Genomic DNA, 22,219 nt, shown 5'->3' on the forward strand with positions numbered 1-22,219 from the left:
GGGGCATGCGTGCCGTGCGCCCCTTACGCGTGCGACGGTTGCGCGGGAACGACGGACAGGCGCAGGCCGACGGTCTTGAGCACCGCAAGCAGGGTCTTCAGCGTCGGGTTGCCGTTCGGGGACAGCGTGCGATACAGCGATTCGCGGCTGATGCCGGCTTCGGCCGCGACCGCGCCGAGCCCGCCGTACGCTTCCGCGACCGTGCGCAGCGCCAGCAGGCCGGCCGCGCGGTTGTCGGGATCGTCGAGCGATTCCATCGCGACGCGCAGATAGGCGACCGCGAGCTCGCGATCGGCGCCGAGTTCGGCGACTTCCGCGTCGTGGTGCGATACCGCGCCTTTGAGCTTGTTCACATTTGCCTCCGTTTCCAGTTCGACCAGTGTTCCTTTGCGCGCCTGATGTCGTCGGATTGACTCGCCTTGTCGCCGCCGGACAACAGCAGCACCAGGGCGCTGCCGTGCCGGCCGAAGTACACGCGATAGCCAGCGCCGACATGGACGCGCAGTTCGATCACGCCTTCGCCGATCGGCTCGCAATCGCCGAAGTTGCCGGTCTGCACGCGGCGCAGGCGCTCGCGAATCCGCGCCTGCGCGGGCTTGTCACGGACGGCGTTCAGCCATTCGGTGAAAGGCTCGCGACCGTCGTCGCGTTGATAGCGAAGGAGTTCGAACTTGGAGAACATTGTAACTTATAAGCTACAAAGAGGGTAGTGGGAACGAAGCGGTTTGCATCGCAATGGTTTAGAGGCCGACACGCATACGGCGTCTTCATGGTCGGGATATCAGGGCGTGGTGCGGGCCCCCGGACGACGATCATTCTTTCATCGGGGATGGCGCATGACGATTCGGCCAAATGGCCGGTTGTCGATGGCGTGAGGAGAGGAGACGCACCCCGAGACGGGGAGCGTGAGGGAATGAATGATGGGCGGAAAATCCGCCGGCAGACTGTGTGAATTACTGCTTCGCCGGCACGGCCGTCGCGATCTTGGGTGGTTGTCGCCCCGGCGGCGCTCCGTTGCAAGCGGACACGACGATCGGACACGCGCCGATCGTCGTGCGTCATCGTTTCATCGTCATGCCGTCATGCCGTCATGCCGTCGTGGCGACGCGTTCCGACGCAAACCCCGCCAACGTCCGCAACGCGTCCCGCGCCGAGCGCAAGTAAAACGCCTGCAGATGAAACACATGCCAGCGCGCCGCGTGAATCTCCAGCCGGCACGGCACACCGCACGCGTGCGCGTGCTCGGCCAGCCGCTGCGCATCGGACAGCAGTACCTCCTGTTCGCCGGCCTGGATCAGCATCGGCGGCAGGCCGTGCAGATCGGTGTCGAGCGGCCCGCGCGCCGCGGCGGAGCCCGTGCCGTGATACCAGCGCAGCCCCTGTTCGAGCCAGCCGCGCCGGATCATCGGATCGTCGTGGCGGCGCGAGGCCAATGTTGCGCCGCCGAGCGCGGGGTCGGTCACGGGCGAGATCAGCAGCAGTGCGGCGGCGGCCGGCTCGCCGCGCTCGCGCAGCGCGATGGCGAGCGCCAGCGCCAGCGCGCCGCCGGCCGAGTCGCCGGCAATCACGATCCGGTGCGGCGCGTAACCCTGCGTGCGCATCGCGTCGTAGGCGGCCAGTGCGTCGTCGAGCGCGGCCGGGCTCGGATGCTCGGGCGCGAGCCGGTAATCGGGCACCCACACCGGCAGGCCCGCATCGTTCGCGAGGCGCGTCGTCACGCCGCGATGCGTATGCGGCCCGCCGAGACAAAACGCGCCGCCGTGCAGATAGAGGATCGCGCCACCCGTATCGCCGCGTTTTGGCGCGACCACTTCGATCGGCACATGCTGCGCCGACGTGCGGTAGCGCAGCGTGCCGCCCGCACCGGGCATCAGCGGCGACAGCAGCGCGACGACGCGGCGCTGCATGCGCGCGCCGAACGGCGGCCCGATCAGCGGCCGGAACGCGACGCGCAGGAACCCGCGCAACGAAGCGGCCGTGAAGGCTTCGAATCTGCCGGCGGGCGGCGCGACCACCGTGCCGTGCATCGGCGCGGCCGCCCCGGGCAGCGGCCGCGACAAGCGGTACGCGGACATGCCGGTGAAGCGCGTGATCCACCGGTAGGTCAGCGTGAAGCCCGGCCAGTTCGTGCTGTTGTGCCCCGATGCATCGACGTACCAGCTCTTGCAACTGCTCCACACCGATCCTTCGAGCCGCTGCTGCACGTGCACGTTGAAACGCCGGTAGCGGCGCGCGTCGACGTCGATCTCGCGCGCGCCGTCGCGACGCATCGCCCGTATGCAGCGCACCACGTGCGCGATCTGGCTCTCGAGCATGTAGACGATCGAGTTGTGACCGAGGTTGGTGTTCGGGCCATACAGCATGAAGAAGTTCGGAAAGCCGGGCACGGTGAGTCCGAGATACGCCTGCGCGCCGCGTCGCCACGCGTCGTTCAGGTCGAGGCCGCCGCGGCCCGTGATGCGCATCGGCGACAGGAATTCCGTTGCCGCGAACCCCGTGCCGTAGACGATCGCATCGACGGGATGATGCACGCCGTCGACGGTCTCGATCCCGTCCTCGGTCACGCGCCGGATCGGCTGCGTGACGAGTTCGACATGGTCGCGGCTCATCGCGGCGAGGTAGTCGCTCGACAGCAGGATGCGCTTGCAGCCGACCGGATAATCGGGCGTGAGCCGTGCGCGCAACGCGGGGTCCGGCACGTCGCGCGCGAGCAGCTTGCGAAACGGCCGGCCGACCGCGACCTTCATCAACCCGTGCAGGCGCGTGAACGCGATCGCACGCGCTTCGTAGCGCAGGTAGATCGATGCGCGATGCAGTTTCATCGCCGCCGGCAGCCGGCGAAACAGCGCCTTTTCCCACGGGCGATACGCGCGGTCGGGGCGCGGCATCACATAGGCCGGCGAGCGCTGGAACACGATCAGGCGCCGCACGTCACCGGCGATCGCCGGAACGAACTGGATCGCCGATGCACCGGTGCCGACCACGGCCACACGTTTGCCGGCGAGTGCGTAATCGTGATCCCAGTGCGCGGAGTGGAACGCACGGCCGCGAAACGTGTCGATGCCGGGCAGGTTCGGCATGACGGGGCGGCTCAACTGGCCGGTGCCGCTGACGAGCAGCGCGGCGCTCAGCGTCGTGCCGTCGCGCAGCGTGACGTGCCACAGCGCACCGGCTTCGTCGTAGCGTGCGTGTTCGACTTCGGCGCCGAAGCGCAGATAGCGGGCGAGACCGTACTTGCGCGCGCAGTGCTGCAGGTACGCGTGAATCTCGGGCTGCGGCGCGAACACGCGCGACCACGCGGGATTAGGTTCGAACGAGAACGAGTACAGGTGCGAAGGCACGTCGCACGCGGCGCCCGGATAGCGGTTGTCGCGCCACACGCCGCCGACGTCGTGCGAGCGTTCGACGATCACGAAATCGCGAATGCCGGCGCGCTGCAGCGCAATTGCCATGCCGATGCCGGCGAAGCCGGCGCCGATGATGATCGCTGCAAGCGGCGTGGGGGAGCCGGCGGAACGGGAAGGATCAGGTGACAACATGGCGGTTTTCCTCGGGCTGGTCGCCGGCGTACGCGGCGCGGGTTGCAAGGGTAGGGTCACGATCCGTCGTCATCCTGACGGTTGCTTCGGCATGCGGCTGCGCCGGCACGCGGCATATGCCGCGCATCAGGTCGACGGCCTTCTCGGCGATCATGATCGTCGGCGCGTTGGTGTTGCCGCCGATGAGCGTCGGCATCACCGATGCATCGACGATGCGCAGCCCTTGCAGGCCATGCACGCGCAGTTGCGGATCGACGACGGCGAGCGCGTCGCGCCCCATCCGGCAGGTGCCGACCGGGTGATAGACGGTGTCGGCGCGCCGTCGCAGCACGTCGCGAATCTCGTCGTCGGTCGTCACGTTCGCGGTGAACAGGTCGCGCGTGGTCCAGCTGGCGAGCGCCGGCGCCTCCATCAGGCGACGTGTCATGCGGAAGCCCGCGACCATGTCGTCGAGATCGCGCGGATCGTCGAAGAACGCGGGATCGATGCGCGGCGCCGCGAGCGGGTCGGCGCTGTTCAGCGTGACCGAGCCGCGGCTGCGCGGCCGCAACAGGCACACGTGGCACGACAGCCCATGGCCGGCATGCGGCTTGCGCGCATGGTCGTCGACGAGCGCGACGACGAAATGCAGCTGGATGTCCGGTGCGGCGAGATCGGCGCGCGTCTTGAGGAAACCGCCGCCTTCCGCGAAATTCGACGTCAGCATCCCGCGCCGTTCGCGGCGAAAGCGGGCGAATTCGCGCAGCATGCGCAGCCCGCCGCGGACGGACACGCCCATCGTGTCGACGCTGCGCGTGCGGTAGCCGAAGATGAAATCCGGATGATCCTGCAGGTTGCGGCCGACGCCCGGCAGATCGGCTTGTACCGCGATGCCGAACTGCTGGAGTTCGCGCCCCGCGCCGACGCCCGACAGCATCAGCAACTGCGGCGTCTGCAGCGCGCCGGCCGCGAGCACGACTTCGCGCCGCGCGCGCAGCGTGCGGATTTCGCCGTGCTGCCGCACCTCGACGCCGGTCGCGCGCGTGCCGTCGAACAGGATGCGCAGCACCTGCGCGTGCGTCTCGACCGTCAGGTTGTCGCGGCGGCCGACGTGCGGCAGCAGGTACGCGCGCGCCGCGCTCCATCGTTCGCCGTGCTTCTGCGTGACCTGGTAGATCCCGATGCCTTCCTGCCGCGCGCCGTTGAAATCGTCGGTGAGCGGCAGGCCGGCCTGTTGCGCGGCTTCCAGATAGCGCGCATGAAACGGGTTGCCGGTGCGCAGGTCGCTGACCCACAGCGGGCCGTCGCGGCCGTGCCAGGCATCGTCGAAGCGCTCGTTGTGCTCGCTCAGGCGGAAGTACGGCAGCACGTCGTCGTACGCCCAGCCTTCGTTGCCGAGCGCGGCCCAGCCGTCGTAGTCGACGCGATGACCGCGGATATAGACCATCGCGTTGATCGCCGACGAACCGCCAAGCGTCCTGCCGCGCGGCTGATAGCCGATGCGCCCGCCGAGCCCCGGCTGCGGCACCGTGTCGAACGCCCAGTTGTTCAGGCGGGTCGGCATCATCGCGACCGCGCCGGTCGGCACGTTGACGACCGCGCTGTCGCCGCGGCCGCCGGCCTCGAGCACGCAGACGGTCACGGCCGGGTCCTCGGTCAGCCGGCCCGCGACGACGCAACCGCCCGACCCGCCGCCGACCACGATGTAGTCGAAAGTCTTGCTCATGGAATCGTCTCCTTGCTTCGGTAATCGGTGGGTCACGCGACGCGTGTCGGCATGCGGGCGCGGGCGGCGCGCCGGCGGGCGAAGTGGGCGAAGTGGGCGAAGCGGGCGAAGCGGGCGGCGGGATCGGTCGGACGACTCGGTCGCATGGTGTCTCCTCCTGGGGCGATGGCGTCGTTCGGGCGACGACTGGATGACGCCGATGGTGCGGGCCGCATGGGAAAACACCAATGCTGCTTGGGGACAATTGTTTTAGTATTTGGGCCAAATCGGCGCTTCGAGGGTTTCTCCGCATGAGCTTCTGGGATTTCACCCGGAGTCCGGCCAGCGCCCGGTTGCTGGTCGATTTCGGCGACGAACGCGGTGTGCCGCATGCCACGCTGCTGGCCGGCACGGGCCTCGCGAGCGCGCAGCTCGACGACCCGAAAGTCGAGGTGACGGCCGCGCAGGAACTGCGGCTGACCGGCAACCTGCTGCGCGCGCTCGGCCGGGCACAGGGCCTCGGGTTCGAGGTCGGCCGGCGTTACCACTTCTCCGCGTACGGCGTGTGGGGCTACGGGCTGATCGCGAGTGCGACCGGGCGCGATGCGCTCGCGCTCGCGATGCGTTTTTTGCCGCTCACGTATGCGTACACCGTCATCACGTACCGCGAGGCCGCGGATACCGGCGTGCTCAACTTCGGCGCGCCGGAACTCGACGCCGACCTGAGCCGGTTCCTCGTCGAGCGCGACATGACGGCCGCGGCCGTGCTGCTGCACGAAATCGCCAGCGGCGATTTCGCGTTGTCGCGCTTCACGCTGCAGGCCGCGCGTTCGCCGGCGCTCGCGGCGCCGCGCATCGCCGGCATCGAGCCGACGTTCTCCGCGCGGACGAACAGCCTCGCGTTCGACCGTGCGTTCCTCGACCGGCCGCTGCCGCATGCGAATCCGCTGACGGTGTCGATGTGCGAGCAGATGTGCGGGCAACTCGTCGAAGCGCGGCGTGCACGCGTGGGCACGTCGGAGATGGTGCGCCAGTACCTGAACGCGACACCGGGCAGCGCGCCGTTCTCGCTCGACGACATGGCGCGGCTGATGAACACCAGCCCGCGCACGCTCAAGCGGCGATTGCAGGAGGAAGGCACGACGTTTCGCGCGCTGCTCGCGCAGACGCGCGGCGCGATGGCCGAGACGCTGCTCGGCGATGCGCGGCTGTCGCTCGCGGACGTGGCCGAGCGGCTCGGCTTCAGCGATCTGTCCAGTTTCTCGCAGGCCTTCAAGCGCTGGTACGGCGTGCCGCCGGGCGCGTATCGCAGCGCGGCGCGGCGAGCAGGCGACCGTCGATGAATCGCGGTACGATCGCTCGCTTGCCTGTCCTGCCTGTCGACATCCCACTCACGAGAGACCCCGCATGATCACGATCCGCCCGATGACCGACGACGATTTCGCGCGTTTCTGGCCGACCTACCGCGCCATCGTCGCTGCTCAGGAAACCTATGCATTCGATCCCGAGCCGACCCAGGAAGCGGCACGCGCACTGTGGCTCGATGCGCCGCTCTGCACGTGGATCGCGGAGGAGGACGGCGTGGTGCTCGGCTCGTATTTCCTGAAGGCGAACGCGGCCGGGCCCGGCAAGCATGTGAGCAACTGCGGCTACATGGTGAGCGAGGCCGCGCGCGGCCGCGGCGTCGCACGCCTGATGTGCGAGCACTCGCAGCAGGTGGCGCGCGAGCGCGGTTTCCTCGCGATGCAGTTCAATTCGGTGGTCGCGACGAACGAGGTCGCGGTCGCGCTGTGGCAGAAGCTGGGATTCGAGATCGTCGGCCGGCTGCCGCGCGCATACCGTCACGCGCGGCTCGGCTTCGTCGACTGTTTCGTGATGTTCAAGTGGCTCGGCGACGCGGCGGCCGCCGAAGCCTGAGTAACCTGCTCGCAGCGTCAGACGGCGAACGCGCCGTCGAACACGATCCGGTCGTCGAGCGCGAGCGTGCCGCGCGCGAAGATCAGGTCGAGATGGTGGCTGCCGTTTTCGCCGCCGCCGAGCCCGAGATGCAGCCCAGGGTGACGTTCCTCGAACCCCGCGTTGCGGCCGTACAGGCCGCGTATGCCGAGGTTCGTGCCGATGCCGAATTCCTCGATCCGCCGGTGATTCGCGTGCCGGTCGAGATAGGTCGAGAAATCGCGCCGGAAGCCCGCGTCGTCAGTGTCGAAATCGACGATCGTGCTCTGCTCGACATGCAGCGTCGCGAGCCGCTCGGCCACCTTGTACTTGATCGCGAACGGCACGGTGCCGAGAAAGGTGCCGCTGAACACGACCGAGCCGTTGAGGTCGGTCACGTGCGTCGCGATCTCGCCGGGCACGACGTCGAGGTTGCCCATGCCGTCCACGCTCGTCCATTTCTGGTCCGGCCCAAGCGAGCCCGTCAGCGTGTTGCCGGCTTCGTCGATGAAGCGGATCTGCGACGCGCGTGCGGCGGCTTCGATCAGCCGGCCGTTGCGTGCGGCGATGTCGTCGAGCGATTCGGCGAACGCCTCGTCGAGGTGCGGGCCGTAATCCTTGAATAGAACCGATTTGCTCCAGTGTTCGACGATCGCGGGACGGATCGCGGCGAGGAACGGCGGCCCGCTCGGCGATGGCGTCGGCAGGCACGACGAGTCGTACAGCAGCACGAACAGGTCGGCGTCGTCGAGCGCGGCGGCGATGTCGGCGGGCGGGGTGCTTTCGAGGCAGAGGGTGGTCGCGTCGAGCGAATCGGGCAGGGCGGAAAAGGCGCGCAACGCGATGTCGCGGTTGCGGGTGTCATGCCCGACCAGCAGTTTTCCCGATTCGCCGCGGGCCAGCTTGTCGCGCAACGCGGGATGAAAGCCGAGCGCGCGGTGCAGGTTCAGCATGCGTATCTCCGGAAGCGGCGGAAGGGCCGCGGCCCTTCCGCGAGAACGGGTGGCCCGCTCAGACCGGCCAGAGCGCGGTGCCGAACGGCACCACGGCGTCCTCGACCATCATGTCGACGGCCTCGGGGTGCGTGTCTTCCTGCATCCAGTCAAGCAATTCGATCTGCTGGGTTTCCTGCATGTCAATTCTCCTGTGGTGAACATGAGTGATTCAACATGGAAGCGCGGTAAAAACATGACCGCTCCTCGTTCGATATTTCGTGAATGCCGGACGAGTGGCGTCGATATTAGTCTGACGAATTTTCGAATGCAATGCGTTGCGGTGTTTTTAGCCAGGACGTGCTAAACACGAGGCATTCGCGATTCAAATATTGAAAAATAGGGATAAAGCGAGCGACATATCGCGCATCATTTTCTATCGGAATGAATCCGGACAGCCGAAATGAATTCGGTTATTTTTAATTTGAATTCAATTGCCTCGATTGCTGCGTTTTATGTCATTCACGAAAACGCGTGCGCGATCGCCTGGTGCTCGAACCGGTCCGCTTGATTCCACGTGTCACGGAATCGGTCCGTATCCGCACGTCATCCAAGCAACGCCTTTCCGATCGCCTTGGTCGGTTCGGAGCGCAGCACCAGCGAAGTCGTGACCGCGCCGAAGCGGGCAATCGCGTCGATGAGCGTTTCAAGCTGGCCCGGTGTCGGCACCAGCACCTTCAGCAGAAAGCAGTCCTCGCCGGTCATGCGGTGGACTTCGATGACATGCGGCATCTCGGCGAACGCGCGCAGCGCCGGCTTGATGTGCTCGTGAGTCGTTTTCAGCCGGATGATGGCCATCATGCCCAACCCGAGCGCCGCCGGATCGATGCGTGCGCCGTAGCCGGCGATGATGCCGCGTTCTTCCAGCCGCTTGACGCGCTCCGAGGTGGCGGGCTGCGACAGCCCGATGCGTCTGCCGACTTCCGACAGCGGCGTCCGCGCGTTCTCCTGCAGCGCTTCGAGGATCGCAAGATCCAGGCGATCCAGTGCTTCGTCCGGCATGGCGGCCCTCCGGTACCGTTGATTCATCGGCATTTTGTCTCAATAACCGATGACTTGTCATTCCATGCCGACCGGCGCGGGGTCACACTCCGGGTTTCAGTTGACGGAGGGCGTGATGGATCAGGCGATCGTGATCGTGCCGGGTATCGGCAATTCGGGACCGGATCATTGGCAGAGTCAGTGGGAGACGGCGTTTCCCGGCGCCGCGCGCATCGCGCCGGCTTCGTGGGAGGCGCCCGACCTCGCCGACTGGACGGCGGCGCTGGACGCGGCCGTCGCGAACGCCGGGGCGCCCCCGCTCGTGATTTGTCATTCGCTGGGCTGCCTGTTGTTCGCGCATTGGCATGCCGGGTCGGCGCGCGCGGTGCGCGGCGCGTTTCTCGTGGCCGTGCCCGACCCGGCAGGGCCGCGCTTTCCGGTTGCCGCCGCCGCGTTCGCGAACCTGCCGGGCGGTCGGTTCGGGCGCGTGCCGGTGCTGGCGATCGCGAGCGCGGACGATCCGTACGATCCGTCGGGGCGAGCGCTCGAATGGGCCACGGAACAGGGCGCGACGCCGCTTCTGCTTGGCGCGCGCGGCCATCTGAACGCGGCGTCCGGGTTGGGCGGATGGCCCGAAGGGCGCGCGCTGCTTGCGGCGTTTGCGGCCGGACTCGGGCGGTAGTGCGTGCCGGCGCCGGCGGGTATTCCGCGTTTCCCGGCCGTCGCGCGCGTCGCGCCGTGGAGCGGGACCCGGGCGCGACGGCCATCGGGTTTTTGCCGCCGTCGCGCGCCGGTTTCACGGCGCCTCCAGTATGATCGACCGACGGCGGCGAACGCCCCGGAATCGAACAACGAAGGAGACACCCCGATGCGTGCAGTGCCGCAACCGGAGCGTGACGGCCGCTCGCGGCCGGACGCCGGCGCGACCGATCCCGGCCGCATGGCCGCGTGGCGGCTCGCGATATGCCTGTCGCTCGGCAGCGCGATCGCGCTCGGCCTCGCGCGTTTTTCATATGCGCTGCTGCTGCCGCCGATGAAGGCCGATCTCGGCTGGACGTTCGCGCAGGCCGGCGCGCTGAACACGGCGAACGCGGCCGGTTACCTGATCGGCGCGCTCGCATTCCCGCTGCTGTCGCGGCGCTGGCGCGCGGGCACGCTGCTCGCGGCCGGCTGTGTACTGACCGCCGTGCTGATGGCCGCGGGCGGACTCACGTCGGACATGCACGCGCTGCTCGCGCAGCGGCTCGCGACGGGTGTCGGCAGCGCGTTGATCTTCATCAGCGGCGGCGTGCTGGCCGCGCGGCTCGCATCCGCGTCGCCGCGCGACGCAGGGCTGTTGCTCGGCCTCTATTACGGGGGCACAGGATGGGGCATCGTCGCGGCGTCGCTGCTCGTGCCGGCGACGCTCGTGCACCGTGTACACGGCTGGCAGCCGGCATGGTTCGCACTCGCGGTGGCGTGCGTGCTGTTCTCGGCGGTGGCCGTGTCGGCTGCGCGCCGCATCGAGCATGCTCATGCGGCACCGGCCACGCAGGCCGACGGCGCGAAACCGGCCGCGACCGCGAGCCCCGCCCGCTTCGCACTCGCGCTGGCCGGCTACGGCCTGTTCGGCGTCGGCTATATCGGCTACATGACGTTCATCGTCGCGCTGCTGCGCGGCGCGGGGATGAGCGGTACGGTGGTCGCCGCGTTCTACGTGATGCTCGGCGTCGCGACCGTCGTGTCGGCGCGGTTGTGGTCGGGGCTGCTCGACCGGATGCGCGGCGGCCAGGCGCTCGCCGTGCTCAACGCGCTGCTCGGCGTCGCGACGCTGATGCCCGCGCTGTTCGTGCATCCGGCTGCCGCGTTCGCGTCGGGCTTGCTGTTCGGCGCGACATTCCTGTCGGCGGTTGCGTCCACGACCGCCTTCGTGCGGCACAACCTGCCGCCCGACGGCTGGGCGAAAGGCATCAGCGCATTCACGACGGTCTTCGCCTTCGGGCAGATCGCGGGTCCGGTCGCGATCGGCTGGGTGTCCGACAGCGCGGGGCTCGCGCGCGGGCTCGTATATTCGGCGCTGACGCTGTTCGCGGGCGCGGCGCTTGCGGCCGGGCAGCGCGCGCTGCGGGCGTCCGCATAGCCGGCACGGGCTCGCACCCGGCGCGGCGGCACGCCGGCATCGTTACCGCACGCACGCGGTGCGCGACACGCGATGAAACGCGCGGCTGAAGTAGATCAGGCTGTCGCCGTCGTCGCGCACGCGAATCGACGTCGCCTCGATGAACATCACCGAATGCGAGCCGACTTCCTTCATCTCGGCGATCGTGCCCTGCAGGCTCGCGAGCGCATCGCGCAGCACCGGCACGTCCTGTTCGCCGCGATCCCACACGGGCAGTTCGAAGCGCTGTTCCATCGGCAGGTCGGTGAGTCCTGCGAAGTGTCGCGCGAGCAGCTCGTGCTCGGCGGGCAGCACGTTGATGCAGACCTGACGGTTGCGCTCGAAGGTCGCATGCATCGCGCTCGACCGGTTCAGGCATACGAGCAGCGTCGGCGGCGCGTCGGTGACCGAGCACACGGCGCTCGCGGTGATCCCGCAGCGGCCGTGCGGCCCCGCGGTGGTGATCACGTTGACGGCCGCGCCGAGGTGGGCCATCGCTTGACGGAAGGCCTTCTGCGCGTCGGTCGGTTCGACGCGCGCCGGTCGCTGGATATCGGTCGTGGAAGACATGGGCGCTCCTGATTGGACGAAAGCGGCGAACCGCGCAGCGCTGCAACGGCAGCGCCGGATCGCCGACGATGACCCAAGCGTACGTCGCGAAAATGCGGCCGACCATTCGCACGATTGGCGATCGGGATGGCGTTCCTGCCGACGCGTCTAAAGGTTCTACCTAGATGTGCTGCATCGCGCGCGAAAAAAAACGCGATTGCGCGTTCGTGCGGCACGTGCAGGGGTTTGCAGCGGGTTTTCGGCTCGTTATGATGTGGCGCACCCCCAGCGAACGACGCTCGCGACACGCCGCCACCGGCGTTGCGCGCGGCGCGTGCGATTCCGATACCGATATTCAGCGAGACCTCCGCGATGACGTCACCCGCACCGATCGTATACATCGTCGACGACGACAGCGGCATGCGGACGTCGCTCGCGTGGTTGCTCGAATCGGTCGGCATCGCGTCCGAAGGGTTCGCGAACGCCGCCGACTTTCTCGCGCGTTTCGACGTGAACCTGCCCGCGTGCCTCGTGCTCGACGTGCGGATGCCGGAGAAAAGCGGCTTCGACGTGCAGGCCGAACTGAATGCGCGCGGCGCGACGCTGCCGGTGATCTTCGTCAGCGGGCACGGCGACATTCCGATGTCGGTGCGCGCGCTGCAGAACGGCGCGATCGATTTCGTCGAGAAACCGTACAACTCGCAGCAGATGCTCGAGCGTGTGCAGCGCGCGCTGCGGCTCGCGCAGCAGCGGCACGCGGTGAGCCAGCGTCACCGCGAGCTGCGCCAGCGGCTCGACGCGCTGACCGCACGCGAGAAGGAAGTGTTGCGCGGCGTCGTGGACGGCAAGGGCAGCAAGCAGATCGCATCCGATCTGTCGATCAGCGTGAAGACCGTCGACGTGCATCGCGCGAGCATCAAGGAGAAGCTCGGCGCGACGTCTATCGCCGCGCTGGTGCGCGACGTGATGGTCGTGTGGGGCGACGACGGGGAGTCGTCGCGCTAGCGGTCGGGGCTGCATGCGGACGGGCTTGCGCATGCACGCCACGCGAAGCATCCGAAGCAGGCCAGGGACGCGCCACGCGCACCCTAACGCCACACGTATTGCGCACGGCACCACACGCTCGATGCGTGGCGCCGCTCAACGCATGTACAACCCGCCGTTGATGTCCCAGCATGCGCCGTTCGCGAAATGCGCATCGCCCGACGCAAGCAGCACGGCCGCATCTGCGACGAAGCCTGCCGACCCGAGCTTGCCGCCCGGCAGGCTCGCGAGCACCTGACGCAGTTTTTCGGGCGCGACGCTTTCGTACACGATCGGCAGATCGAGCGGGCCCGGCGAGATCGCGTTGACGGTCACGCCCTGGGCGGCGAGATCGCGGGCGAACACCTTGGTCAGCGTCAGCGTGCCGCCTTTCGCGGCCGCGTAGTGCGCACCCGTCGCCGAGCCGCCGTTTTGCCCGGCGAGCGACGCGATGTTGACGATGCGGCCCGCGCCGCGCTGCGCGAAGTACTGGCCGAACACCTGGCAGCCGAACAGCACGCTGCGCAGGTTCACGTCGATCACCTGGTCGAACTGCTCGGCCGTGATCTCCATCGCCGGCACGACCTTCGAGGCGCCCGCGTTGTTGACGAGCACGTCGATCGTGCCCCAGCGCGCGACGAGTGCATCGCGCGCCGCTTCGAAATCGCGTTTCGACGTGACGTCGAGCGGCAGCGCGAGCGCGCGTTCGCCGCTCGGGTCGAGGTCGCGCGCATGCGCGTGAATCGCGTCGGCGGCGATGTCGGCCAGCGCGACGCGATAGCCGGCCGCATGGAAGCGTTCGGCGATGACGGCGCCGAGCCCGCGCGCGGCGCCGGTGACGAGGACGACTCGATCTGACATGGTCTGGAATTCCGTGGTTCGCGGGCGCACGCCGGTGGCGGCGGCGCCCGCATCGTGGTTCATGCGGCGAGTGCCGCTTCGAAGTGTGCCGCGATCGCGCAGACCTGTTCGTCCGCGCCCTTGCGTCCGACGACCTGCAAGCCGGCCTTCAACGGCGAACCGGCGAGCGGCAACGGCAGGCTGAGCGCCGGATGGCCGCTCAGGTTGAACGGCCGGATCAGCGACGACATCGCGATCACCGATACGCCGTCGCGTGCCTGCTGCAGCGTGATCGGCAACACGGGCAGGGTCGGCAGCACCAGCACGTCCGCGTGTTCGAGCGCGGCATCGACCTGCGCGGTGAAGCGTGCGCGCACGGCTTCGGCTTCCGCAAGCGCGGCCGGTGTCGTCGTCGCGGCCATGCGCAGTCGCGCATCGAGATCGGCGCCGAGCCGGCCCGTTGCGACCAGATGACCGAATGCGCGCGACGTTTCCGCGTTGATGACCGAGAGCCCCGCGGCGAACGCGGCGGGCATGTCATCGAGCACGACATCGTGCGAACGCAGCCCCGATGCGCGAACGGCCGCATCGAGCGCGGCGGCGATCGCCGGATCGGCTTCGACGGTGAGTTGCGCAACCGTGCAGCCGGCCGCGGAAGCCGCCGCCCGCGCACGGTCGAAGCCCGGCGCGATCGCGGCCATCACCGCGACGAGCGTGCGGATTTCGCGGGCGAACGGCCCGACGCAATCGAGCGTGGTTTCCGCGGGCGCGACGCCGCGCCGCGACACGCGGCCGAACGTCGGCTTCAGCCCGGCCACGCCGCAGCACGCGGCCGGCCCGCGAATCGAGCCGCCGGTATCGGTGCCGAGCGCCGCGTCGACGGCGCCGAGCCCGACGAGCGATGCGGAGCCGCTCGACGAGCCGCCGGGAATGCGCGCGGCATCTTGCGGATTGACGGGCGTGCCCGTGTAGTCGTTGATGCCGGTCATCCCGAACGCGAGCTCGTGCATGTTCGCCTTGCCGGCGATCTGCCAGCCGGCGTCGAGCAGCAGGCGGACCACGTCCGCGTGGTGTTCGGCGGGCGGCGCATCGGCGAGCGCGCGGCTCGCCGCGCGGGTCGGATGGCCGGCGATGTCGATCGTGTCCTTGATCGCGATCGTCGGGCCGGGGCCGCCTAGCGTGAAGGTATCGATGAAGCCTGTCATGGTGCGATGGCGTGCGAATACGGTGGAAGGGTTCAGGACCGTGGCGCGGCGGCGAGCGGCCACGGGCCGTCGAGCACGCGTTCGGTGCGGAAATGGCGGATCAGCCACGCGGCGCCGTCGGCGGCCGGCGCGAAGTCGATCGTGAGCCGCGCGGCGATCAGTTCGGCCGCGCCGTGCGCGTAGCGCGACGCCTGCAGCATGATCCAGCGGCCTCGCGCACTTGCAAGATCGGAGGCGATCTCGATCGACTCCGACGTGAGGAAGTGCAGGTTCGCCGAGAAATGCGGATCGGGCGGCAGGTAGCGGGCGAGCATCGCGATGATCGCGGCGGTGCCTTCGAGGCGGCCGAACTTGTGCGCGTACTGCGGGCCGATGCCTTCCCATACGGCGTCGGGCGTAAACAGTGCGGCGAGCGACGGGCCGTCGCCCGCCTCTTCGGGTACGTCGCACAGCGCCATGTAGCGCGTGATCGTCGCGCGCACCGCGCGCTCGGCGTCGAGCGCCGCGACGCGCTGCACGAGCGCGTCGATCGCGGCGGGTGACAGATCGGTCATCGCGCGCCTCACGCCGCGGGCTTCGCGGCCGGCGGCACGGTCAGCGCGCGACCCACGCGCGCCTCGATCTTGCCGTAGCGCCACAGGTTGTATTCGCCGACGGGCGTCGTGCGATACAGGTTGCACACGGCGACCGTCGTGTCGAAATCGGCGACGTCGGCCATGATGTAGAAGGTCCACGGCGCGCCGTCGGCCTGCCCGACCACGAGGCGGTCGTCGTCCATCACGCCGAGCACGCGCACGCCGGGCATCGCCTCGACGGCCGCGAGCATCGCGCCGTACGCCTGCCACACTTCGCCGATCTGCCCGCGCGGCAGGTCGAAGAAATTCTGCGACACGCCGCAGCAGAACAGGACGCGCAGCGGCAGCGGATTCGAATCGGACATATCGGGTTCTCCAGAGGAATCGGTCGGGCGCATGAACCGGCCGGCGATGCTCCGTCGGGTTCGGCTTCATGCGCGTTCGTCTAAAGCGTCGCGCGACGCGGGTTACAGATAGCCGGGAAACGGCGTGACGCCGGTGAATACCGCGCCCGCACCGTCGAAGTTGCCTTCGGCGAGAAACGCGTGCTGCGTGACGACCATCGCGTCGCGCAGCAGCCGCTGCAGCGGATGCGACCGGTAGATCGCCGCCGTGCCGCCGAGGCGATACGCGCGTTCGACGACGCTCGCGCCTTCGCGCGCGATCTGCGTCGCCGCGAGCCGCAGCAGGCTGACCTGGTCGGGCATGACCGGATTGCCGGCGAGGATCGATTGCCAGACCGAGTCGGTCGCGTCGTAGAAGAACGCGCGCGCCGAGCGCAGTTGCGCTTCGGCCTTCGCGAGTTCGATGCGGAAATACGCGCGATCGGCGAGACGCGGCGCGCCGGTCGTCGTCTGGCGGCCGCCGGACATGCGGTTCACGACGTCGAGCGCCGCACGCGCGAGGCCGAGGTTGACGACGGCCAGCACCTGCGCCGCATACGCGACGGTCGGGTAGCGGTACAGCGGCTCGTCGACGGTCGGTTCGCCGCCGCGCACGAAGGTCCACGCCTCGGGCACGAAACGGTCGTTCACGCGCAGGTCGTGGCTGCCGGTGCCCTGCATGCCGACCACGCTCCAGTTCTCGACGATCTCGACGTCGGCGGCGCGGAATACGGCCGTGCGCGGCTTGTTCGGCGCGGCGTCCTGCGCGCCCGGCACGGCGATGCCGACGCCGAGCCAGTCGGCACCCTTGCAGCCGCTCGCGAATTTCCACGTGCCGTTCACGCGCCAGCCGCCCGGCGCGTCCTGCGCGGGCTGCACCGGGAACAGGCCGCCCGCGAACACCTGGTCGGGGCCGCTCGCGTACAGCTCGGCCTGCGTGTCGAGCGGCAGCGCGGCGAGGTAGACGTTCGCGGAGCCGAAGCTCGCGACCCACGCGGCCGAACCGTCGGCGGTCGCGATCCGTTCGATCATGTCGAGGAACGCGGTCGGCGCGAGCGCATCGCCGCCGAAGCGGCGCGGCGTGCCCGCGCGATAGATGCCGGCCTGCTTGAACAGCGCGATCACGTCGCGCGGCACGTGCGACAGCCGGTCGAATTCCTCGCGGCGCGCGGCGACGGTTTCGATTACCGCGTCGAGCGGCGACAACTGCCCGGCCGCGGGACTGACCGCGGGCGCCGAGGTCGGCGCGGATTCGATGGCGAGGGCGGCTTGCGGCATGAAAGTCTCCTGGGGATGGGGCGATTCTGGTGTCGGTGGCGGGGGGGCAAGACGATGCAGCCAGTCTAGAAACGCCGAAAACACGCAGCAATTGGTGCGTTGGGCCGCGCGACTGGTGACGCTCCGTGTCCGCCTAAAGAAATCTTCAGATGCGATCGGCGCGCGCCGGTGCTATGTTGGGTTTCCGGCCGCGCGATGCCGCGCGCCTCCCTCCGAATCCGATCATGAGTTTTCCCGACGAAGACGATTTCCACCGGCTGCTCGACGCGCTGACCACGTGCGTGCTGCTGCACGATGCGCGCACCCGGGCGATCGTGTGGGCGAATCGCGCCGCGTGCATCGCGCTCGGCTTTTCCGTCGAGGAACTGCTGCCGCTGAAGGCGCCGGACATGACGCGCCCCGAGCCGAAGTACCGGCGCGAGATCGCGGTGAGCGCGTGGGATCGTGCGCTCGTCGATGGCCCGCAGGTGTACGAGTGGTGCTATCGATCGCGTACGGGCGTCGACATGCTGTCCGAGGCCACCGCGACCTACGTGCCGCTGCGCGGGCGCGACGTCGTGATGGTGCAGTTCCGCGACATCAGCGCGGAAGAGGCGGTGCGCCAGCAGTTGCGCCGCTACGAGGCGCGGCTGCGCGAGTTCATGCAGGATCTCGACGAAGGGATCGCGGTCGTGACGCCGCACGGCGGCGTGCAGTTCATCAGCGAGTCGGGCCGCCGCGTGCTCGGGCTCGCGCCCGACGAACCGCTCGGCGAGGTGCTCGACTACTGCTCCGCGGCCGATCGCGACCGGCTCATTGCGCAGTTGCGCGACGCACCGTCCGAATGCCCGTCCGCGCCGCAGCGCTACCGGATCGTGCGGCGCGACGGCTCGGCATGCTGGCTGCGCATCCTGTGCCGGCAGGTCGAGATCGAGGGCGATCTCGACGGGCTGCTCGTGCAGTTCCGCGACGTGAGCGACGAAGTCGCGATCGAGGAGGCCCGGCGTGCGGAGGCGCGGATGCTCGAATACGCGGGCCGCTACAACGCGATGGGCGAGATGGCGACCGTGATCGCGCACGAGTTGAGCCAGCCGCTCGCAGCGGTGCGCAATTTCATCGAAGGCGCGGTGCGGCGGCTGAACGGCAACGGCGCCGTCGACGACGCGATCTGGGGGCTGCGCAGCGCGGACCGGCAGGCCGAGCATGCGGCGCTGATCATCAAGAGCGTGCGCGAGTTCATCGTGAAGCGCGAGCCGGCCGTCGCGCGCGCCGATCTGCGCGACATCCTCGCGGACGTTGCGTACTTCATCGAGCTGCGCGCGAAGGAGGCCGGCGTGACGGTCGCGATCGTGCAGGCCGACGCGCCGCTGCCGATCCGCTGCGAGCGTGTGCTGATCGGGCAGGTGATCCTGAATCTCGCGTTCAATGCGATCGAGGCGTTCGCCGGTTGCGAGCGCGTGTCGCGCACGCTGACGCTCGGCACCGCGAATGTCGATGGGCACGCGCAACTGCGTGCGATCGACAACGGGCCCGGTATCGCCGAAGGCGCGCACGACCGGCTGTTCGACGGCTTCTCGTCGTCGAAGGCCGGCGGCAACGGGATCGGGTTGTCGCTGTGTAAGAGCATCGTCACGCGCCACGGCGGGCGGATCGCCGCGACCCCGGCCGCGGGCGGCGGGCTCGACTGCCGCGTGACGCTGCCGCTCGCCGACGGTTGAGCGCAACCGCGTCGGCGCGTCATGGCGGGGCAGCGACGCGCGGCGCATGGTCAGCGCCCCAGCGCCCGCGCGGTCTGGCCGCCGATGCCGAAATCCGTGTTCGGAATGTCCTTGATGATTACGCGCGTGGCCTGCAGCGGCGCGTCGAGCACGTTCGCGCCCGCGTCGGACAGCGCGGCGATCAGCGCGCGTTTTTGCTCGTCGGTGCGGCCGGCGATCAGGATCGCGACGATCACCGGCAGCGACGGCGGCGCGCCGTCCGCGGCGCTGCGGCCGCCGAGGCCGATATGCGTCGCGGGCAGTTCGGTGAGCAGCACGCGCACCGATTCGATCGGTGCGCCGATCGCGTCGACGGTCGCGTGGCTGAGCCGGGCGATCAGCTCGGCCTTGCGCGCGTCGTCATGGCCGGCCGGCAGGAAAACTTCGAGTGTGGGCATGGTCGTCCGGAAAGGTGAAGGTGACTGGCTCACCGTTGTGCGAGTGACGGCGAAGCGGTCGCCGCCGAAAGGTGAAGGTGACCGGTTCACCATTGCGTTGGCGACGGTGAACCGGCCACGGCTTACAGCAGGAAGCCGATCGCGCTGAGCGCTTCGGTCGAGTCGATCAGGCGCACGACTTTCTCCGCAATGCGTATCTCGCTGTCGGCATCGACGTGCAGCTTGTGCGTGACGTCGGCCGCGAACAGCGTCGCGACGCCGCGTTTGTACGCGACCACGACCTGCGCCGATTTCAGCTCGACGGTATCGGCGCTGCCGCTTTCCAGCGTGAAGCGCGACACGGTACGCACCGTGCGCGCCGCGTCGGTGGCGGACGCCGAATAGCCGGACACCATCCGCTGCACGCGCTTCTCGCGCATGTCCTGGTCGTCGAACACGTAGTTCAGCGTCGCCGCGAAATCGGTCGTGTCCGGATCGATCGGCACCACGTAGTGGCCGGCCGGATCCCACAGGTCGAGCCACGCGCGGTAGTCGCGGCGGTCGAGCATCTCGGCTTCGCGCCACACGAATTCGACCGCGCGGGCGAAGGTCTGCTCGGAAAAGAGGGCGTTGCGGTCGTCCATCACTGTTGCTCCATCATCTTGCGCCATTGCTGATAGGCCTCGCGCATGCCGGTTTCGTCGGTCGCATGCGCGGTCTTTTCGCCGTTCGCGGCGGTCGTCTCGCGGTTCAGCCCGCGATTCACGAGGATCGGCACGTCGGGGCCCGCATGCGCGCCGCGCTGCACGCGCTCCCAGGCTTCCGCGTCGTCGGGGCTGCCGAAGCCGAACGGGCCCTGGAAGTGCTCGTGAATGCGCAGCCGCTCGCGGTTCGCTTCGTCGGGGCCGCCGTCCATCGCGAGCGCGACGTGGCGGATCTCGGTTTCGTTCGCGGAGATCGGCCGCAGCACGCGGAAGAACGCCATCGACAGCGCGAGGTTCGGGAACAGGTTCAGGTTGAAGCCGACGCCCATCAGCGAGCGCACGATGCGGCGCACCTCTTCGGGCGTGTGACGTTCGGCGAGTTTCGCCGCGAGCGGCGCGAAGCGTTCGGGTAGCGGTGCGCCGTCGTCCTCGTCGAGATCGATCAGCTCGGGCATCAGCACCGCGAGGCTGTGGCCGTTGCCCAGCCCGCGGCAGAACGCATGCTCGCTCGTCATGAAGCTCGTGATCGCGGCGGCCGTCTCGTCGTCGATCGACTTCATCCACGACTTGTGCACGACCGGGAAGTGGTAGAGGTCGGTGGTGTTCTCGAGCTGAATCTTCCAGTTGCCCTTGAACTTGAACTTGTGTTCGCCGTTCGCCTTGATCGGGTAGCCGGCGCCCTGTTTCATGAACAGGTCGATCCACGGCTTCGCGCCGCCGAGGAAATCTTCCAGCGGCTCGATCGCATCGTTGAAGCTCGCGAAGATCAGCCCCTGGTACACGCCGACGCGCAGCTTCACGAGCGGCAGGTCGCCTTTGTCGCACACGCCTTCGTAGCCGTCGCCGTACGGCAGCGCGCGCAACGTGCCGTCGAGCGCATACGACCAGCTGTGATACGGGCACGTGAAGCCCTTCGCGTTGCCCTTGTGCGCTTCGCACACGGTCGCGCCGCGATGGCGGCAGCGGTTCTGCAGCACGTTGATCTCGCCGGTCTTGTCGCGCACGACGATCACCGGCTGGCGGCCGATCGTCGTCGTGATGAAGTCGCCCGGCTTCGGCAGTTCGCTCTCGTGCGCGACCCAGATCCAGGTGCGGTAGAAGATGCGCTCGAGCTCGGCTTCGAACAGCGCGGGGTCGTGATACATCGCGGGCGCGATGCGGTCGGGCTGCGCGAGGCCATGCAACGCGCGGGTGTCGATCGTCTGGTAGGCAATGTCGCTCATCGTCGTCGTGGGGAAAGAGTCGCGAAAATCGGGCCGCGCCGTGCGCAGCGTCCGGGGACCAGTCTCGTCTTCTGCTACATATCGGTCAAATTGATCTAAAATCGATGATCAAATAAATGCGGCAAATGATGGAGGTCACGATGACATCGGTCGATCATCTCGATCTGAACCTGTTGCGGGTATTCCAGGCGATCGTCGAGGAACGCAGCCTGACGAAGGCCGGCGAGCGGCTTGCGCTGTCGCAGCCGGCCGTCAGCTATTCGCTCGGCCGGCTGCGCACGCTGTTCGACGATCCGCTGTTCGTGCGCACGCGTTCGGGCATGCAGCCGACGCCCGTCGCGCTCGAACTCGCGAGCATCGTCGGCAAGGCGCTCGACATGGTGCGCGTCGCGCTGCGCTACGCGGAGCGTTTCGATCCGGCCACCAGCACGCGCACGTTCAGGGTGTCGCTGTCGGATGCGGGCGAGATGGCGTACCTGCCGGCGATCTGCCAGGCGCTGCGCGAGCGCGCGCCGCGCGTGACGTTGAGCGTGCAGCCGCTGCCGGTGGAGGAGATCGAGGAAGCACTGCGCGCGAGCCGGCTCGATTTCGCGATCGGCAACCTGCCGGAGCTGATGCCGCGCACGCGCCACCAGGTGCTGTTCGAGGAAACCTACGTGTGCATGACGGGGCGCCGGCGCGGGCTGCCGACGGCCACTGCGCTGAGTCTCGAGCAGTTCGTGCGCGCCGCGCACGTCAACGTGAAATCGGTCGAGCACAGCCACCACGCGCTCGACGACGCGTTGCGCGCGCAGGGCGTGGGCCGCAACATCGCGCTCGAGGTGCCGCACTTCGTCGCGCTGCCGAGTGTGCTGTCGGTCACCGATCTGTATGCGACGCTGCCGAGGCGGCTCGCGCAGATCCTGAACCGCGACAACGCATTCCGCCTGTACGACTTGCCGGTCACGCTGCCGCCCGCGCCGGTGACGATGCACTGGCACGAGCACTTCCACGAGGACGAGGGCAACGCGTGGATGCGCGCGCTGCTCGCCGAGATCGTCGAGCGTTTCGACGAATGA

At 68.6% G+C, this 22,219-nt stretch carries 23 protein-coding genes; 7 read left to right on the top strand and 16 right to left on the bottom strand.

All coding sequences use genetic code 11. The features are described 5' to 3' along the window. Nucleotides 1-23: 23 nt before the first annotated feature. The 4 genes from HWX07_RS16170 to HWX07_RS16185 all read right to left on the bottom strand — a co-directional run bounded on the left by HWX07_RS16170 (nt 24) and on the right by HWX07_RS16185 (nt 5,244). The gene (locus HWX07_RS16170) at nt 24-353 is read right to left on the bottom strand and encodes a transcriptional regulator (protein ID WP_006479699.1); all 330 of its coding nucleotides are present in this window, start codon (nt 351-353) and stop codon (nt 24-26) included. Next, a complete protein-coding gene (locus HWX07_RS16175) occupies nt 350-682 on the bottom strand; it encodes a type II toxin-antitoxin system RelE/ParE family toxin (RefSeq protein WP_175876909.1) in 333 nt (110 codons plus the stop codon). The genes HWX07_RS16170 and HWX07_RS16175 overlap by 4 nt, the downstream gene beginning before the upstream one ends. 406 nt (nt 683-1,088) lie before the next feature. After that, nucleotides 1,089-3,539, bottom strand: a complete 2,451-nt coding sequence (locus tag HWX07_RS16180; RefSeq protein ID WP_175876910.1) for an alpha/beta hydrolase fold domain-containing protein — start codon at nt 3,537-3,539, stop codon at nt 1,089-1,091. Continuing rightward, the gene (locus HWX07_RS16185; protein WP_175876911.1) at nt 3,526-5,244 is read right to left on the bottom strand and encodes a choline dehydrogenase; all 1,719 of its coding nucleotides are present in this window, start codon (nt 5,242-5,244) and stop codon (nt 3,526-3,528) included. The genes HWX07_RS16180 and HWX07_RS16185 overlap by 14 nt, the downstream gene beginning before the upstream one ends. 290 nt (nt 5,245-5,534) lie before the next feature. Here HWX07_RS16185 and HWX07_RS16190 point away from each other — a divergent pair, with 290 nt between their 5' ends. After that, entirely contained in the window at nt 5,535-6,566 is a 1,032-nt protein-coding gene (locus HWX07_RS16190) for an AraC family transcriptional regulator (protein ID WP_175808248.1), read from the top strand. Between the two features lie 64 nt (nt 6,567-6,630). Next, entirely contained in the window at nt 6,631-7,140 is a 510-nt protein-coding gene (locus HWX07_RS16195; RefSeq protein WP_053526629.1) for an N-acetyltransferase, read from the top strand. A 17-nt stretch (nt 7,141-7,157) separates the two neighbouring features. Here HWX07_RS16195 and HWX07_RS16200 read toward each other — a convergent pair whose 3' ends face one another. The 3 genes from HWX07_RS16200 to HWX07_RS16205 all read right to left on the bottom strand — a co-directional run bounded on the left by HWX07_RS16200 (nt 7,158) and on the right by HWX07_RS16205 (nt 9,152). After that, nucleotides 7,158-8,111 (bottom strand): leucyl aminopeptidase, encoded by a 954-nt coding sequence (locus HWX07_RS16200; protein WP_175808249.1) that lies wholly within the window; start codon nt 8,109-8,111, stop codon nt 7,158-7,160. Between the two features lie 58 nt (nt 8,112-8,169). After that, nucleotides 8,170-8,292 carry a hypothetical protein gene (locus HWX07_RS37180; RefSeq protein ID WP_006479692.1) on the bottom strand — a complete coding sequence of 41 codons (123 nt, stop codon included), beginning with the start codon at nt 8,290-8,292 and terminating at the stop codon, nt 8,170-8,172. A gap of 404 nt (nt 8,293-8,696) precedes the next feature. After that, nucleotides 8,697-9,152 (bottom strand): Lrp/AsnC family transcriptional regulator, encoded by a 456-nt coding sequence (locus HWX07_RS16205; protein WP_124701649.1) that lies wholly within the window; start codon nt 9,150-9,152, stop codon nt 8,697-8,699. Between the two features lie 115 nt (nt 9,153-9,267). Here HWX07_RS16205 and HWX07_RS16210 point away from each other — a divergent pair, with 115 nt between their 5' ends. Further along, nucleotides 9,268-9,813, top strand: coding sequence for an alpha/beta hydrolase (locus HWX07_RS16210; RefSeq protein ID WP_175876912.1), 546 nt, complete (start codon nt 9,268-9,270; stop codon nt 9,811-9,813). Between the two features lie 186 nt (nt 9,814-9,999). Then, nucleotides 10,000-11,250, top strand: coding sequence for a YbfB/YjiJ family MFS transporter (locus HWX07_RS16215; RefSeq protein ID WP_175876913.1), 1,251 nt, complete (start codon nt 10,000-10,002; stop codon nt 11,248-11,250). 42 nt (nt 11,251-11,292) lie between these two features. On the opposite strand, the gene hpaC is transcribed toward HWX07_RS16215, so the two are convergent. After that, nucleotides 11,293-11,838 carry a 4-hydroxyphenylacetate 3-monooxygenase, reductase component gene (hpaC, locus tag HWX07_RS16220; RefSeq protein ID WP_006479688.1) on the bottom strand — a complete coding sequence of 182 codons (546 nt, stop codon included), beginning with the start codon at nt 11,836-11,838 and terminating at the stop codon, nt 11,293-11,295. A gap of 351 nt (nt 11,839-12,189) precedes the next feature. Here hpaC and HWX07_RS16225 point away from each other — a divergent pair, with 351 nt between their 5' ends. Then, a complete protein-coding gene (locus tag HWX07_RS16225; protein WP_006479687.1) occupies nt 12,190-12,822 on the top strand; it encodes a response regulator in 633 nt (210 codons plus the stop codon). Between the two features lie 135 nt (nt 12,823-12,957). On the opposite strand, the gene HWX07_RS16230 is transcribed toward HWX07_RS16225, so the two are convergent. The 5 genes from HWX07_RS16230 to HWX07_RS16250 all read right to left on the bottom strand — a co-directional run bounded on the left by HWX07_RS16230 (nt 12,958) and on the right by HWX07_RS16250 (nt 17,121). Next, nucleotides 12,958-13,701, bottom strand: a complete 744-nt coding sequence (locus tag HWX07_RS16230) for an SDR family oxidoreductase (protein ID WP_027812267.1) — start codon at nt 13,699-13,701, stop codon at nt 12,958-12,960. 59 nt (nt 13,702-13,760) lie between these two features. Then, nucleotides 13,761-14,885: an amidase gene (locus HWX07_RS16235; RefSeq protein ID WP_175876914.1), complete on the bottom strand. Its 1,125-nt coding sequence runs from the start codon at nt 14,883-14,885 to the stop codon at nt 13,761-13,763. Between the two features lie 32 nt (nt 14,886-14,917). Beyond that, nucleotides 14,918-15,439, bottom strand: a complete 522-nt coding sequence (locus HWX07_RS16240) for a nuclear transport factor 2 family protein (RefSeq protein ID WP_175876915.1) — start codon at nt 15,437-15,439, stop codon at nt 14,918-14,920. An 8-nt stretch (nt 15,440-15,447) separates the two neighbouring features. Continuing rightward, a complete protein-coding gene (locus HWX07_RS16245; protein WP_175876916.1) occupies nt 15,448-15,825 on the bottom strand; it encodes a hypothetical protein in 378 nt (125 codons plus the stop codon). Nucleotides 15,826-15,927: 102 nt separating this feature from the next. After that, complete coding sequence (locus HWX07_RS16250) at nt 15,928-17,121, bottom strand: acyl-CoA dehydrogenase family protein (protein ID WP_175876917.1); 1,194 nt, start codon at nt 17,119-17,121, stop codon at nt 15,928-15,930. Between the two features lie 149 nt (nt 17,122-17,270). On the opposite strand from HWX07_RS16250, the gene HWX07_RS16255 reads away from it, so the two are divergent. Next, entirely contained in the window at nt 17,271-18,818 is a 1,548-nt protein-coding gene (locus HWX07_RS16255) for an ATP-binding protein (RefSeq protein WP_175876918.1), read from the top strand. Nucleotides 18,819-18,868: 50 nt separating this feature from the next. On the opposite strand, the gene HWX07_RS16260 is transcribed toward HWX07_RS16255, so the two are convergent. From HWX07_RS16260 to HWX07_RS16270, 3 genes are all read right to left on the bottom strand, one after another. Next, on the bottom strand, nt 18,869-19,255 hold the full coding sequence (locus HWX07_RS16260; RefSeq protein ID WP_053526569.1) for a 2-hydroxymuconate tautomerase family protein: 387 nt from the start codon (nt 19,253-19,255) through the stop codon (nt 18,869-18,871). 122 nt (nt 19,256-19,377) lie between these two features. Next, nucleotides 19,378-19,881 carry an aromatic-ring-hydroxylating dioxygenase subunit beta gene (locus HWX07_RS16265; protein WP_175876919.1) on the bottom strand — a complete coding sequence of 168 codons (504 nt, stop codon included), beginning with the start codon at nt 19,879-19,881 and terminating at the stop codon, nt 19,378-19,380. Continuing rightward, nucleotides 19,878-21,161, bottom strand: coding sequence for an aromatic ring-hydroxylating dioxygenase subunit alpha (locus tag HWX07_RS16270; RefSeq protein WP_175876920.1), 1,284 nt, complete (start codon nt 21,159-21,161; stop codon nt 19,878-19,880). Before HWX07_RS16270 ends, HWX07_RS16265 begins: the two co-directional genes overlap by 4 nt. Before the next feature lie 140 nt (nt 21,162-21,301). On the opposite strand from HWX07_RS16270, the gene HWX07_RS16275 reads away from it, so the two are divergent. Further along, the gene (locus HWX07_RS16275; protein ID WP_175808261.1) at nt 21,302-22,219 is read left to right on the top strand and encodes a LysR family transcriptional regulator; all 918 of its coding nucleotides are present in this window, start codon (nt 21,302-21,304) and stop codon (nt 22,217-22,219) included.

Origin of the sequence: Burkholderia sp. BCC0097, assembly GCF_902832985.1 — a bacterium.
Classification (GTDB): Bacteria; Pseudomonadota; Gammaproteobacteria; order Burkholderiales; family Burkholderiaceae; genus Burkholderia; species Burkholderia orbicola.

Bases quoted from the DNA above. Each gene is read 5' to 3' on its own strand.
- HWX07_RS16275 (WP_175808261.1), top strand. From the start codon at position 21,302: ATGACATCGGTCGATCATCTCGATCTGAACCTGTTGCGGGTATTCCAG.
- HWX07_RS16185 (WP_175876911.1), bottom strand. From the start codon at position 5,244: ATGAGCAAGACTTTCGACTACATCGTGGTCGGCGGCGGGTCGGGCGGT.
- HWX07_RS16245 (WP_175876916.1), bottom strand. From the start codon at position 15,825: ATGTCCGATTCGAATCCGCTGCCGCTGCGCGTCCTGTTCTGCTGCGGC.
- HWX07_RS16180 (WP_175876910.1), bottom strand. From the start codon at position 3,539: ATGTTGTCACCTGATCCTTCCCGTTCCGCCGGCTCCCCCACGCCGCTT.
- HWX07_RS16205 (WP_124701649.1), bottom strand. From the start codon at position 9,152: ATGCCGGACGAAGCACTGGATCGCCTGGATCTTGCGATCCTCGAAGCG.
- HWX07_RS16270 (WP_175876920.1), bottom strand. From the start codon at position 21,161: ATGAGCGACATTGCCTACCAGACGATCGACACCCGCGCGTTGCATGGC.
- HWX07_RS16175 (WP_175876909.1), bottom strand. From the start codon at position 682: ATGTTCTCCAAGTTCGAACTCCTTCGCTATCAACGCGACGACGGTCGC.
- HWX07_RS16235 (WP_175876914.1), bottom strand. From the start codon at position 14,885: ATGACAGGCTTCATCGATACCTTCACGCTAGGCGGCCCCGGCCCGACG.
- HWX07_RS16230 (WP_027812267.1), bottom strand. From the start codon at position 13,701: ATGTCAGATCGAGTCGTCCTCGTCACCGGCGCCGCGCGCGGGCTCGGC.
- HWX07_RS37180 (WP_006479692.1), bottom strand. From the start codon at position 8,292: ATGCAGGAAACCCAGCAGATCGAATTGCTTGACTGGATGCAGGAAGAC.
- HWX07_RS16250 (WP_175876917.1), bottom strand. From the start codon at position 17,121: ATGCCGCAAGCCGCCCTCGCCATCGAATCCGCGCCGACCTCGGCGCCC.
- hpaC (WP_006479688.1), bottom strand. From the start codon at position 11,838: ATGTCTTCCACGACCGATATCCAGCGACCGGCGCGCGTCGAACCGACC.
- HWX07_RS16255 (WP_175876918.1), top strand. From the start codon at position 17,271: ATGCGATCGGCGCGCGCCGGTGCTATGTTGGGTTTCCGGCCGCGCGAT.
- HWX07_RS16260 (WP_053526569.1), bottom strand. From the start codon at position 19,255: ATGCCCACACTCGAAGTTTTCCTGCCGGCCGGCCATGACGACGCGCGC.
- HWX07_RS16200 (WP_175808249.1), bottom strand. From the start codon at position 8,111: ATGCTGAACCTGCACCGCGCGCTCGGCTTTCATCCCGCGTTGCGCGAC.
- HWX07_RS16195 (WP_053526629.1), top strand. From the start codon at position 6,631: ATGATCACGATCCGCCCGATGACCGACGACGATTTCGCGCGTTTCTGG.
- HWX07_RS16240 (WP_175876915.1), bottom strand. From the start codon at position 15,439: ATGACCGATCTGTCACCCGCCGCGATCGACGCGCTCGTGCAGCGCGTC.
- HWX07_RS16210 (WP_175876912.1), top strand. From the start codon at position 9,268: ATGGATCAGGCGATCGTGATCGTGCCGGGTATCGGCAATTCGGGACCG.
- HWX07_RS16225 (WP_006479687.1), top strand. From the start codon at position 12,190: ATGACGTCACCCGCACCGATCGTATACATCGTCGACGACGACAGCGGC.
- HWX07_RS16215 (WP_175876913.1), top strand. From the start codon at position 10,000: ATGCGTGCAGTGCCGCAACCGGAGCGTGACGGCCGCTCGCGGCCGGAC.
- HWX07_RS16190 (WP_175808248.1), top strand. From the start codon at position 5,535: ATGAGCTTCTGGGATTTCACCCGGAGTCCGGCCAGCGCCCGGTTGCTG.